Annotated in this window: 11 protein-coding genes; 9 read left to right on the top strand and 2 right to left on the bottom strand. The window is 52.0% G+C overall.

Going from position 1 to position 13,983, the window contains the following annotated elements:
- Window positions 1–10: 10 nt before the first annotated feature.
- On the bottom strand, window positions 11–631 hold the full coding sequence (gene ttrR / locus F4V72_RS04695) for a tetrathionate respiration response regulator TtrR (protein ID WP_023248061.1): 621 nt from the start codon (window positions 629–631) through the stop codon (window positions 11–13).
- On the bottom strand, window positions 606–2,384 hold the full coding sequence (ttrS, locus tag F4V72_RS04690) for a tetrathionate respiration histidine kinase TtrS (RefSeq protein WP_077950775.1): 1,779 nt from the start codon (window positions 2,382–2,384) through the stop codon (window positions 606–608). The genes ttrR and ttrS overlap by 26 nt, the downstream gene beginning before the upstream one ends.
- 181 nt (window positions 2,385–2,565) lie before the next feature.
- Between ttrS and ttrB the strand changes: the two genes are divergently transcribed.
- From ttrB to pykF, 9 genes are all read left to right on the top strand, one after another.
- The gene (gene ttrB / locus F4V72_RS04685; RefSeq protein ID WP_343230078.1) at window positions 2,566–3,300 is read left to right on the top strand and encodes a tetrathionate reductase subunit TtrB; all 735 of its coding nucleotides are present in this window, start codon (window positions 2,566–2,568) and stop codon (window positions 3,298–3,300) included.
- Window positions 3,301–4,323 carry a tetrathionate reductase subunit TtrC gene (gene ttrC / locus F4V72_RS04680; RefSeq protein ID WP_121767723.1) on the top strand — a complete coding sequence of 341 codons (1,023 nt, stop codon included), beginning with the start codon at window positions 3,301–3,303 and terminating at the stop codon, window positions 4,321–4,323.
- Window positions 4,316–7,378, top strand: coding sequence for a tetrathionate reductase subunit TtrA (gene ttrA, locus F4V72_RS04675; RefSeq protein WP_063390395.1), 3,063 nt, complete (start codon window positions 4,316–4,318; stop codon window positions 7,376–7,378). The genes ttrC and ttrA overlap by 8 nt, the downstream gene beginning before the upstream one ends.
- 312 nt (window positions 7,379–7,690) lie before the next feature.
- Window positions 7,691–8,917, top strand: coding sequence for a PfkB family carbohydrate kinase (locus F4V72_RS04670; RefSeq protein ID WP_136058249.1), 1,227 nt, complete (start codon window positions 7,691–7,693; stop codon window positions 8,915–8,917).
- An 11-nt stretch (window positions 8,918–8,928) separates the two neighbouring features.
- A complete protein-coding gene (locus F4V72_RS04665; RefSeq protein WP_053508094.1) occupies window positions 8,929–9,666 on the top strand; it encodes a glutamine amidotransferase in 738 nt (245 codons plus the stop codon).
- A gap of 58 nt (window positions 9,667–9,724) precedes the next feature.
- Window positions 9,725–10,618, top strand: coding sequence for a proline iminopeptidase-family hydrolase (locus F4V72_RS04660; RefSeq protein WP_136058248.1), 894 nt, complete (start codon window positions 9,725–9,727; stop codon window positions 10,616–10,618).
- Between the two features lie 21 nt (window positions 10,619–10,639).
- Complete coding sequence (locus tag F4V72_RS04655) at window positions 10,640–11,983, top strand: APC family permease (protein WP_079836406.1); 1,344 nt, start codon at window positions 10,640–10,642, stop codon at window positions 11,981–11,983.
- Between the two features lie 163 nt (window positions 11,984–12,146).
- A complete protein-coding gene (locus F4V72_RS24710) occupies window positions 12,147–12,377 on the top strand; it encodes a hypothetical protein (protein WP_418895915.1) in 231 nt (76 codons plus the stop codon).
- Between the two features lie 7 nt (window positions 12,378–12,384).
- On the top strand, window positions 12,385–13,797 hold the full coding sequence (gene pykF / locus F4V72_RS04650; protein ID WP_023248052.1) for a pyruvate kinase PykF: 1,413 nt from the start codon (window positions 12,385–12,387) through the stop codon (window positions 13,795–13,797).
- Window positions 13,798–13,983: the final 186 nt, after the last annotated feature.

Raw genomic sequence — 13,983 nt, 5'->3', positions numbered from 1 at the left:
AGTTTATTATTCATGAATCATACGTTGTTCGTATTCTGGTCTCTGGCGAGGCCAGTTTTTCGAAACGCCTAATCAGTTCCGCCAGGCTACCGGCCTGCATTTTTTCCATTACTCTGGCGCGGTGCACCTCTACGGTACGCACCGCGATATTCATCGCTTCCGCAATTTCACGGTTCATAAATCCTTTTGCCACCAGGCTGGCCAGTTCACGCTCTTTCGGCGTCAATTGCTGGTAACAAAGCATAATCTCACGACGCACCACCGCTGCCGATGAAACCGTCAGCGCACGCTCCAACGCCGCCTGTAGCGGTTTTACCGATACCGGTTTTTGCAGAAAATCGACAGCGCCGCGTTTCATCTGCTCCACGGCCATCGGTACATCGCCATGTCCAGTAAGAAAAACAACCGCCAGGGTACTTCCGCACTGGCGCAACGCATCATGAACGCCCTGCCCATCCAGGACCGGCATTCGCATATCCAGTAATACTACACCGGTCTGATAGAGACTGGCCTGCGCCAAAAAATCCGCCCCCTGCCTCCAGCATTTTACGTCATATCCCAGACTTTCCAGTAAAAACGCGCACGCGTTAGTAACCGCCGTATCATCATCCAATAGATGAATTATCGCCATCCCTGCCTCCATTTTCATGTAAGAAATGTATCGTGACTACCGTTCCCGCCAGGCCGTCCGGTGCGGTCTGGTTCCTGATGCTGATATCGCCACGACCATACCGCACCAGCCGCTGGCAAATCGCCAGCCCTAAGCCCATCCCCTCTTTGCGAGTGGTCATAAACGGCTGAAAAGCCTGACGTAATAGCGCCTGATCGATTCCCCCGGCGTTATCCTGTAAAACAATGCTGACGCCATTTTCAGTGCGTTCAGCCACGACCCATAAATGGGTGGCGCCTGCCTGAGCCGCATTAAGAATGATATTCGCCAGCACCTGTTCCAGCAGCACTGACGGCAGCGTTACGCGCAGCGCGGCGCTAACCTCGGTATGCAGAGTCACTGACGGAAACTGCTGCGCCATACGCAACAGTTGCCAGACGTGATCAATCGCCTCGCGAATGGCTATCACCTTCCACTCTTCGGTCAGCACCGGGTTGCCCTGCGCCTGGCTGACCCAGTGACGCAGGTTACGCAAAGTGTCCGCACCGCGTTGCGCCTGCTGGTCAATTTGTTCCAGCGCCGGCAGCAAGGGATGCTGTTCATCTGCAACGCGCAACCGAATCAGGCACCCCTGGGCGTAATGTCGAATCGCGGAAAGCGGTTGATTAAGTTCATGGGCAAATCCGGAGGTCATTTCACCTAACACGCTCATTTGCCGGGCGGTCTCCAGCGCCCGCTCATGCTGATGGAGTACCACGCTATTACGTTCCAGTTGTTTTCCGCGTCGACGCACCAGCAGCATGACCCAAATATAATTGAGCGTGAGCAACAGAAATGCCAGCGTCATGCCGCCAACCATCAACTGATGTTGAATTAACCAACTTTTGACATCCAGCCACAGTCGACGCTGCTGAGGGTGCTGACGAACATCACGCAGCAACGCTTCCACCTGACTGGTTGACGCAGGCGCGCCCCAGTGAAATGACGCGGCGGCGGGCGCGTTGAATAGCGCCCGCGTTACGCGATCCGCCAGCGCATCACTTACCGCGGGTAGCGCCGCGAACGACCAGTCAGGATATAACGGCGTACTGGTTAAACAAGGAAGGGTCGTCGGTCGGGAAAGCAGCGCGATAAAATCCTTTTTATTAATCAATCCTTCCTGATCCATATTTTCTAATAGGCACACCGGCACAATTGCCACCTGCACCGCTTTTTCGCGCAGCATATAGACTAAGGCATCGCCAGGAAACCCGGTAAAACGGAGATGGAAATCGCGCTCCGGGCGTAAGCCCACGTCGCTGAGCGCTTTATAGCCTAATAAATAACCGCCAAATGCCTGAGCATCAATCGCGCCGACTGTCTTACCGATCAGATCGTGCGCCGTGGTGATCCCGCTATCGCGCCGGGTAAGGATCACGCTACCAATGACATTGCCAATCGTTTTCCCATCGCGCGTAGAGCGCAGGGAAGCCAACCAGCGGAGCGGCGCATGGCTGTTCAGTTGGACAAATTGCGCCGGGTTAGTTATCACAAACTGCACGGTTCCCCGGTTAACGGCCTCCTGCATTTGATGCAGATCCAGCGGCTGGATGTGAAAGGTTTCGCCGGGAAGCTGTTGATTTAATGTTTTTGCCAACGGCTGCCAGTGGCTGCGCGTAGACGCCTCGCCGCGCATGGCCAAAATACCGATGTTCCACGTCCCTGCCCATGCGCCATGACAAATTAGCCCTACTGCCGCCAACACCGCCAGGCGACTTACGGTTTTACCTCTCACCCCTATATCCCTGTCAATTATGTTGTTTTAGATCAACAACAAGCCGGGTATGTGGTTAACCACAATAGAGCTCTCCCCGTCTCGATTTTTACACTGTAAATCATCGACATTCTTTATTCATTACACATGAACCAACATCGTGACAAATGTTTCATTGTTGGCAATGTGGACGGGAGTCAATATGGACAGCAGTAAACGGCAATTTCTCCAGCAACTTGGCGTCCTGACCGCTGGCGCCTCACTGGTTCCGCTGGCTGAAGCGAAATTTCCTTTTTCGCCGGAGCGACATGAAGGCTCTCCCCAACACCGCTACGCCATGCTTATCGACCTGCGACGCTGTATCGGCTGCCAGTCCTGTACCGTAAGTTGCACTATTGAAAATCAAACGCCGCAGGGCGCGTTTCGTACGACAGTGAACCAATACCAGGTCCAGTGTGAAGGCAGCCAGGAGGTCACGAATGTGCTATTACCGCGTCTGTGCAACCATTGCGATAACCCTCCCTGTGTGCCGGTCTGCCCGGTACAAGCCACCTTTCAGCGGGAAGACGGCATTGTGGTGGTGGATAACAAACGCTGCGTCGGCTGCGCCTACTGTGTACAAGCGTGTCCTTACGATGCCCGATTTATCAATCATGAAACGCAAACTGCCGATAAATGCACGTTTTGCGTCCATCGTCTGGAGGCCGGGCTGCTACCCGCTTGCGTAGAGTCCTGCGTCGGCGGCGCGCGTATTATTGGCGATATCAAAGATCCCCATAGCCGCATCGCCACCATGCTTCATCAACATCGCGACGCTATCAAGGTATTAAAGCCGGAAAACGGCACGTCGCCCCATGTTTTCTACCTGGGTCTGGACGACGCCTTTGTCACCCCCTTAATGGGCCGTGCGCAGCCCGCGCTTTGGCAGGAGGTTTGAATGACGCATTCACTCATCATTGAAGAAGTGCTGGCTCACCCGCAGGACATTAGCTGGCTACCGTGGGCAGTACAATATTTCTTTTTTATTGGCATTGCCGCCTGCGCCGCACTGTTTGCCTGTTATCTTCACTGGCGGAAAAAAGACGCCGCGACAGAAGAAAATCGGGCATTACTGATTGCCATTACCTGTGCGATTACCGCACCGCTGGCGCTGACGGCGGATCTGCACCAGACCGCGCGCGTCTGGCATTTCTATGCCTGGCCGACCCCCTGGTCGTGGATGCCCTGGGGAGCATTATTCCTGCCGCTGTTTACCGGATTTCTCGCCCTGTGGTTCCTGGCGCAGCAGATGAAACGATTATTGAATAAAAGTTACAACGTCACTAAATGGTTGGCGTTAGCCAGCGCGCTTTGCGCGGTGGGTCTGCTGATTTATACCGGCCGCGAAGTCTCCGTTGTGCTGGCGCGCCCGATCTGGTTTAGCTACGCCTTCCCCGTGGCGATGTTTCTTAGCGCCTTACAGGCATTCTTCGCCCTGATGATTGTCGCCGCCCGACGCGACTCGGTAAGGCTGCCAAAAATACTGTGGGGACAAATCTGGACGCTGGCGGCGCTGGGGCTGCTTGTGGCCATGTGGGTCAGCGGCGATACCCTTTCCGGCACGGCAATCCGTCAGTGGATTACCGTCGCCCTGTCAGCCAAATATTACGCTGTCGGCTGGATAGCGCTGTGGGTATTAACACTGCTGTTCTGTAGCATGGCGCTACGTCATCCCTTATCGCAGCTAAGACGCGTCCTGCTGGTTCTGAGTGCACTGGCGTTATGTTGGCTGATGCGCTGGACATTGTTGATTCAGGTACAAACCGTACCCAAGTTCAACGCGCAATTTAACCCTTACTCGTTACCAGGCGGAACGGATGGCTGGCTGGCTATTCTCGGCACCTTCGGCCTGTGGATCGCGCTACTGATTATTATTCGTGAAACGCTGAACGGACTCACCAGGAGATTACAACATGGCTAATTTAACCCGTCGTCAGTGGCTAAAAGTCGGTCTCGCCGTCGGTGGGATGGTCACTTTTGGTTTGAGCTACCGTGATGTGGCGAAACGCGCAATTGATGGCCTGTTAAACGGGACGTCCGGCAAGGTAACGCGCGACCGCATCTTTGGCAATGCGTTAATTCCGGAGGCGCAGGCGCAAACGCACTGGCAGCAAAACCCACAACAAACCATCGCCATGACGCAATGCTTCGGCTGTTGGACACAGTGCGGTATCCGCGCCCGGGTTGATGCAGATGGCAAAGTGATTCGCATCGCCGGCAATCCATATCACCCCTTGTCGCAGGAACACCCGATTGATCCGTCCGTCCCTTTTAGCAAAGCCATGGAGCAACTGGCGGGAGAAAGCGGTCTTGACGCCCGCTCAACCGCCTGCGCGCGCGGCGCCACGCTGCTGGAAAGCCTGTACAGTCCGCTACGACTGCTTGAACCAATGAAACGCGTGGGTAAACGCGGCGAAGGGAAATGGCAGCGCATCAGCTTTGAGCAGCTTATTGAAGAAGTTGTGGAAGGCGGCGATCTGTTTGGCGAAGGTCATGTGGACGGACTGCGCGCTATTCATGCGCCGGATACGCCAATCGACGCAAAGCACCCCAGTTTCGGGCCAAAAACCAATCAGTTATTGGTCACGAATACCAGCGACGAAGGCCGCGATGCGTTTCTGCGTCGTTTTGCGCTAAATAGCTTCGGCAGCAAAAATTTCGGCGCGCATGGCGCCTACTGTGGACTGGCTTACCGGGCTGGCTCCGGGGCGCTGATGGGTGATCTGGATAAAAACCCGCATGTCAAACCCGACTGGGAAAACGTAGAGTTTGCGCTATTTATGGGCACCTCCCCGGCACAGTCCGGCAATCCATTTAAACGCCAGGCGCGCCAGTTGGCGAGCGCCCGGCTGCGTGAGAATTTTCAATACGTCGTGGTCGCCCCCGCGCTACCGTTATCAACGGTGCAGGCCGATCCTCGCGGTCGCTGGCAACCGGTCCTGCCCGGCAGCGATTCGGCGCTGGCAATGGGGATGATCCGCTGGATCATGGATAATCAACGTTATAATGCTGATTATCTGGCGATTCCCGGCGTACAGGCGATGCAGCAGGCCGGAGAGCAAAGTTGGACCAACGCCACGCACCTGGTCATTGCGGATGAACTTCCGACGCTTGCCGGACAACACCTGACGCTGCGGCATCTTACGCCCGATGGCGAAGAGACCCCCGTCGTGCTTAATACCGACGGCGAGTTGGTCGCTGCGTCCACCTGTCAACAGGCGCGGCTTTTCGTGACGCAGTACGTTACGCTCGCTGATGGCCAACGGGTCACGGTGAAGAGCGGGTTGCAACGCCTGAAAGAGGCGGCAGAAAAACTCTCGCTGGCGCAATACAGCGAACAGTGCGGCGTGCCGGAAGCGCAAATTATCGCGCTGGCGGAAACCTTTACCGGTCACGGACGTAAAGCCGCGGTCATCAGTCACGGCGGCATGATGGCCGGCAATGGGTTTTATAACGCCTGGTCGGTCATGATGCTTAACGCGCTGATCGGCAACCTCAGCCTGTCCGGCGGCGTCTTTGTCGGCGGTGGCAAATTCAACGGCGTAAGCGACGGCCCCCGCTACAACATGAACAGTTTTGCCGGAAAAGTGAAACCGTCCGGGTTAAGTATTGCCCGTAGCAAAACCGCTTATGAAACATCGGAAGAGTACCGCGACAAAATTGCCGCCGGGCAATCCCCTTATCCAGCCAAAGCGCCATGGTATCCCTTTGTGGCAGGCCAGCTTACCGAACTGTTGACCTCTGCGCTCGAAGGCTATCCTTATCCGCTTAAGGCCTGGATTTCCAATATGAGTAACCCGTTTTACGGTGTTCCCGGTCTACGCGCCGTCGCGGAAGAAAAACTAAAAGACCCTCGTCGACTGCCGCTCTTTATCGCGATTGACGCCTTTATGAATGAAACGACGGCGCTGGCGGACTACATTGTGCCGGATACGCATAATTTTGAGAGCTGGGGCTTTACGGCGCCCTGGGGCGGCGTAGCCAGTAAAGCCACTACCGCCCGCTGGCCGGTTGTCGCCCCCGCCACCCGCCGAACGGCGGACGGGCAACCTGTCTCAATGGAAGCATTTTGTATTGCGGTAGCAAAACGGCTCCGTCTGCCCGGCTTCGGCGACCGGGCGATAACCGATTCGCAGGGCAACGCTTTTCCACTGAACCGGGCGGAAGACTTCTATCTGCGCGTAGCCGCTAATATCGCCTTTATGGGCAAGACGCCAGTTGCGCCGGCAAATCAGGAAGATATTACGCTTACCGGCGTCACCCGCATTCTGCCAGCGATTCAGCACACGCTTAAACCTGATGAGGTCAGTCGCGTAGCGTTTATCTACTCCCGTGGTGGCCGGTTTGCGCCAGAGGGTAGCGGCTATACGGATCAACGATTGGGTAACGCCTGGGAAAAACCCTTACAGGTCTGGAATGCGGATGTCGCCGCCCATCGTCACGCCATCACCGGGGAGCGCTTCAGCGGTTGCCCGGTCTGGTATCCGGCGCGTTTGTCGGATGGACGAGCGATTGACGACCAGTTTCCCGTTGGGCAGTGGCCGCTGAAACTGATTTCATTTAAATCCAATACCATGTCCAGCTCAACAGCCGTCATCCCGCGCTTACACCATGTGAAGCCAGCAAACCTGGTGGCGCTGAATCCACAAGACGGCGAGCGTTATGGACTGCAACATGGCGATCGGGTACGGATCATTACGCCGGGCGGTCAGGTCGTGGCGCAAATCAGTTTGTTAAATGGCGTGATGCCTGGCGTCATCGCCATCGAACACGGATATGGCCACCGCGAGATGGGCGCAGCGCAGCACTCTCTGGACGGCGCGCCCATGCCGTATGATCCGCAAATCAGGGCAGGCATAAACCTTAACGATCTGGGTTTTGCCGATCCGACAAGAACCGTCAACAATACGTGGCTCGACTGGGTTTCCGGCGCAGCGGTACGTCAGGGGCTGCCGGCAAAAATCGAGCGTATATAACCCCGGGGCCGGAGAGCGACATCGTTTATTTCATCGACTGATAAGCGAACGCTGTCCGGCTTCGTATACTCACTGAATCGTGCAAGCCCAACTATTTTAAGTTCATGCCGTCATATTACATAGAAAATATATGACAACACTCATAAAACTATTTCCCCCTTCTGTAAGAAATTAATATTTAACACATTGCCTGCGCTTCTGGTTATTTACACTTATTTGGGGTTACTTCCGGTTCAGCGCATAATCTGTGATTGAATTCACCGCATGACAACATTGCCATAAATACAATTCAACTCACTACCCGGAGGCAATATGTTTAAAGAAGAAAGACGTCATGCCATCATTAATTTACTGATAAAAGATAATAGTGTTAGCGTCAGTAAACTTTCAGGCCTTTATAAGGTCAGCCAGGAGACTATTCGTTCCGATCTGCGTTTTTTTCAGAAATCCGGTATGCTTCAGCGTTGCTATGGCGGAGGGATTTTAAACCATGACGCGCTTAGTAAGCTTATCACTGAAAATAAGATTGATATCTCCAGCACTATCGCCACGCCAATCCATCAGGATGCAAAACTGCGCCGGGAAAGCACAAAAAAAGCAGGCAAGGTATGTGTCTTAGGTTCATTTAATATTGATGTCTCAACAACCGTGCCGTGGTTTCCGCAAAGCGGAGAATCCATTCTGGCCAGTCATTTTGGATTCTATCCTGGCGGTAAAGGAGCCAACCAGGCGTTGGCGGCAAACAATGCCGGTGCTGCGGCACATTTTATTTTTAAAGTGGGCAAGGATCAGTTCAGCGCATTTGCGATGAATCATATTATTCAATCAGGCATCGCCTCATACAGCGCGTATCAAACAGATAAAGCGCCAACCGGCAGCGCATTGATCTATGTCTCCTCCGTTGATGGCGATAATATTATCGCCATCTATCCTGGCGCCAATATGATGCTCACCACGCAAGAGATTAACGAACAATACCGTTATATCGCCGAGTCTGACGTTATGTTAATGCAGCTCGAAACAAACATTGAAGCACTGGCTGAGTTTATTCGGTTGGGAAAACAAGAAAATAAAACAATTATCCTGAATCCTGCCCCCTATACAAAACAGGTGACGCATTTATTATCTGATATTGACATCATCACGCCGAATGAAACTGAAGCCTCTTTTTTATCCGGCGTAACCATTACTGATATTAATGATGGGAAAAAAGCCGGAAATATTATTCTGCAATCCGGGGTGAAAAAAGTCATCATTACCCTTGGCGCCCGTGGTTCTCTGCTCTGTGAGCACGCCCGCACGTTGTATATTCCTGCGTGGAGCGCCGTGGTAAAAGATGCCGCTGGGGCCGGCGACGCTTTTAATGGCGCTTTAGCCGCCGCGCTGGCGCGACAAGCAGACCTGGTCGCTGCCATTCAATATGCCTCCGCTTTCGCTTCTCTGGCGGTGGAACAAGTCGGTGCGTCGAGTATGCCTCAGCACTTGCAGGTTTTACATCGAATGCGTACCCAATCTAATAAAGTAATTAACATTAATTAACAGGTGACATAATGAAAATTTTATTTATTGGCGAGTCATGGCACATTCATATGATTCACTCTAAAGGTTTTGATAGCTTTACATCGAGCAAATATGAAGAAGGCGCAGACTATTTATTATCCTGCTTACGCCAGGGTAATATCGATGTGGACTATATGCCTGCCCATATTGTGCAAACTCGTTTTCCACAAACCGCCGAAGCGTTAGCCTGCTATGATGCGATCGTCATCAGTGATATTGGTAGCAATACCTTCCTGTTACAAAACAGAACGTTTTATACTATGAATATTATTCCTGATGCGTTACAACTTATCGCAGATTATGTTGCTGAGGGCGGTGGCCTGTTGATGATCGGCGGGTATTTATCCTTTACCGGAATAGAAGCGAAAGCCAATTATAAAAATACAATTCTGGCGGAGGTGTTGCCGGTTGATATGCTGGACGTAGATGACCGCGTAGAATTACCGCAAGGATGTAAAGCAGTAAATACAGCGGTAGAACACGTTATTACCCAGCCGTTTAGCGAATGGCCGCCGCTGTTAGGCTATAACAAGCTTATCGCCAAAGAAAAAAGTCATACCCTTGCTGAAATTAATGGCGATCCGCTGTTAGTTATGGGCACCTATAATAAAGGGAAAGTATGTTGCTTTGCCAGTGATTGTTCGCCGCACTGGGGAAGCCCACAATTTCTGCAATGGGAACACTACGCCACATTCTGGTGTAATGTTCTACTCGCGATAAAAAAATAATATTACCCAGGCGAACATGGATTTCGCCTTCCCTGCCACACACTGAGTAGTTAAAAATATGAATAATACTTATCTCTATGGCGAAATGTTTTCTGAAAGCATATTGACGAGCTATCGAATTTATGGCGACAGAAAATCATTACTCACGCCGCTAATTATCCTTCATGGCGGCCCTTCTGGCGGCTTTGATTATTTATTAAATTATCGTCATCTGGCTGATGACGGGCGCATGGTAATATTTTACGATCAATATGGTTGCGGTCGTTCAACACATTTTCCTCATGCCGATGCGTCTTTCTGGACTATTGCGCGTTACCTCCGTCAATTAACCCAATTAATTGATCACCTGGGTATTGGGCACGGGTATTCTATACTGGGACATTCCTGGGGCGGAATGCTTGCCGCAGAGCACGCCTGCTTACAGCCTGCCGGGCTTCGCGGGGCGATACAGGCCAGTTCACCGGCCAGTATCGCCCTGTGGCAACAGGAAGCCATGCGGCTCTTTAACGCCCTGGCGCCGATGTCCGATGACAATATCAAAGACGTCATTATGCCCGCCGTCATTTATCAAAACCCACCAGAACAGCTCGTCGCTTACTATGCCAGACACGTTTATACCCTCGCGGAAGAAGCCGTTCATGTTCAGATCTCTAATGCGCAGTTCGCCGCCGACCCTACGGGTTATCACATTTTATGGGGAACAAATGAACTGGCGGTAAATGGCAAGCTTGCCAACTGGGATATTACGCCCCATTTGCGCCAGATACGTTGCCCTGTTCTGGTGCTACGCGGCGAAAACGATCAGGCAACCGAGCGCGTCGTCTCTCCGCTTCTCTCTCACATTTCAGACTGCCGCGCGGTCACTATTCCCCACAGCAGCCATAACCCGCATGAAGAAAATATCGCGCCCTGCCTCGCAGCGGTAAGCGCGTTTTTACGCGACCTGGCATAAAAAGCCATTAAGGTATTTATCATGAAAAAAGTCAAAAAATTGTCTCTCACTGATTTAGTGCTTTATGGTCTGGTGTTTATGGTGCCTATCGCGCCAGTCTCTCTTTATGGCGTCGTTTATAATCTTTCGCACGGTATGGTTGCACTGGTTTATATTATTGGCGCTATTGCGATGTTTTTTACTGCATACAGCTACTCTACCTTATCGCAGCATATTTCATCGTCGGGTTCAGCCTATGCGTATGCCGGCGTATGCATTAATCCCGCCGCAGGGTTTCTTACCGGATGGATATTATTGCTGGATTATCTTTTGTTCCCTACACTCGTGGCAGTGCTGGGCGGCGTCGCGGTCCACGCTATTTTACTGCAAATCCCGGTCTGGGTCTGGCCGTTGATTTATGTGGCTATCGGCACCGGAATCAACTATCTCGGTATACAGCAAACGGCGAAATTCGATAAGTTACTGGTCGTTATTCAACTCAGTATTCTGGCGATTTTCGTTCTACTGATTGTACGTCTGATGATGCTGGACAGTAGTCAGATAACGCTTTCCTTCCGGCCTTTTTTCGATTCACAGTGGTTCACCCCCGGACTAATCGCGACGGCGATTTCGGTAGCTGCGCTGAATTTTCTCGGCTTTGACGCTATCAGTACATTAAGTGAAGAAAGCGAAGGCGGGGGGCGCGCCGTCAGTAAAGCAACGCTGTTAGCGTTAGTTTTAGCGACGGTACTGTTTATTATCGTTGTGGCGTTTGCGGCTTTCGCCACCGGTAACGTCGACCGCTTCGCGGAAGGTAATGCGACGAATGAAGCATTTTTCACCATTGCCGGCAACGTTGGCGGTATCTGGCTTAAAGTGGCGTTTTCCATCATCGTGGCGTTTGTGTGCGCCGTCGGCAACATTATTACTGCGCAAACGGCGGTGTCCAGAGTGCTATTTTCAATGGGGCGCGACCGAATGTTGCCCGCCTTCCTCGCTCACATCCATACCACGCGTAAAACGCCGGATTATGCCATTCTGTTTACCGGCGGCGTCACCCTGCTGCTCAGCTACCTGTTTTCCGGCAAGATTGAATCTATCTCCACGCTGGTGAACTTTGGCGCACTTTTCGCTTTTTTTGTCGTGAACCTGTGTGTGTTTATTCTGTTTAATTTCCGGATGAAAGCCCAGCGGCGCATTTTTGCCCATGTTATTTCGCCAATCATGGGGATGATCGTCATCGGCTACGTCTGTTTAAACATGAACATTCACGCTTTGATACTCGGAATTAGCTGGGCGGCGATCGGGATAGCGATTCTGTGCTATCGAAAAGCGCACAACCAAAACATCGCCATCGACCTGGAAGGCAAAAAGTTGCTTGATTGACATCATACGCAACAATACTCCCTGTTGCGCAACGCCGCCCATGTTCGGGCGGCGTCATCGCCAGATACATTGTAAACATTGTAATAACAAACCGTTGTGGATCTGCACAGATGTCCTGTGAAACAGGGTTTTCATTTTCCTTTTATGTAAATTTCAGCGTATAATGCGCGCCAATTGTCTCTTGAATGGTTTCAGCGCATTGGACTGTAAAACTCAACGACTAAAATTATCCCCTTTCCGTTGGGCTGAAACGCGAGCACACATTCCTCTGCACGCTCTTTCGATGTCACCTATCCTTAGAGCGAGGCATCATCACTTTAGCAACACAGGCTTAGCTTCCGGGCCGTGCGCGCCTGAAGCCAGATTTTCATATCCTCCTCAACTTAAAGACTAAGACTGTCATGAAAAAGACGAAAATTGTTTGTACTATCGGTCCGAAAACCGAATCCGAAGAGATGTTAACCAAAATGCTGGACGCGGGCATGAACGTGATGCGTCTGAACTTCTCTCATGGCGATTATGCAGAACACGGTCAGCGTATCCAGAACTTGCGCAACGTGATGAGCAAGACCGGTAAAAAAGCCGCTATTCTGCTTGATACTAAAGGACCAGAAATCCGCACCATTAAACTGGAGGGCGGCAACGACGTTTCTCTGAAAGCGGGTCAGACCTTTACTTTTACCACCGACAAATCCGTGATCGGTAATAATGAAATCGTTGCCGTCACCTATGAAGGCTTCACCTCCGATCTGTCAGTTGGCAACACCGTACTGGTTGACGATGGTCTGATCGGTATGGAAGTAACCGCCATCGAAGGCAATAAAGTGATTTGTAAGGTGCTGAACAACGGCGATCTGGGCGAAAACAAAGGCGTTAACCTGCCGGGCGTTTCTATCGCTCTGCCCGCACTGGCTGAAAAAGACAAACAGGACCTGATCTTTGGTTGCGAACAGGGCGTTGACTTTGTTGCGGCTTCCTTTATCCGTAAACGTTCTGATGTTGTCGAAATTCGCGAGCATCTGAAAACCCACGGCGGCGAAAACATCCAGATTATCTCCAAGATCGAAAACCAGGAAGGCCTGAACAACTTCGATGAAATTCTCGAAGCTTCCGACGGCATCATGGTTGCGCGTGGCGACCTGGGTGTAGAAATCCCGGTTGAAGAAGTGATCTTCGCGCAGAAGATGATGATCGAAAAATGTATCCGCGCACGTAAAGTCGTGATCACGGCGACTCAGATGCTGGATTCCATGATCAAAAATCCGCGTCCGACCCGCGCGGAAGCAGGCGACGTTGCGAACGCCATCCTCGACGGTACGGATGCAGTTATGCTGTCCGGCGAATCTGCAAAAGGAAAATACCCGCTGGAAGCCGTTTCTATCATGGCGACCATCTGCGAACGTACCGACCGCGTCATGAGCAGCCGTCTGGATTACAACAACGACAGCCGTAAACTGCGCATTACGGAAGCGGTATGCCGCGGCGCGGTAGAAACCGCCGAGAAACTGGAAGCGCCGCTGATCGTGGTAGCGACCCAGGGCGGTAAATCCGCTCGCGCCGTGCGTAAATACTTCCCGGACGCCACCATCCTGGCGTTGACTACCAATGAAGTGACCGCCCGTCAGTTAGTGCTGAGCAAAGGCGTGGTGTCGCAGCTGGTGAAAGAAATTAATTCTACTGATGATTTCTACCGTCTGGGCAAAGATGTCGCCCTGCAAAGCGGCCTCGCCCAGAAAGGCGACGTTGTAGTGATGGTCTCCGGCGCGCTGGTTCCAAGCGGCACCACTAACACCGCCTCTGTTCACGTACTGTAATAATTGTTATGTGAATTAAGTTGTTTAAAAAAGCGCCCTCGCGGCGCTTTTTTTATTTAATCGATAGCTGCTATTAATAAAAAATCAAATCGGATTTTACTATCTAATTGCAGATTATCTAAGAAGAATCCGATGGAAGCCCCCTGTTTTATTTCGGTTTTTAGGGACTTTCATGCTTTTCGATGC

Origin of the sequence: Salmonella enterica subsp. diarizonae (assembly GCF_008692785.1) — a bacterium.
Lineage (GTDB): Bacteria > Pseudomonadota > Gammaproteobacteria > Enterobacterales > Enterobacteriaceae > Salmonella > Salmonella diarizonae.
This window is presented reverse-complemented; position numbering and strand designations above follow the sequence as displayed.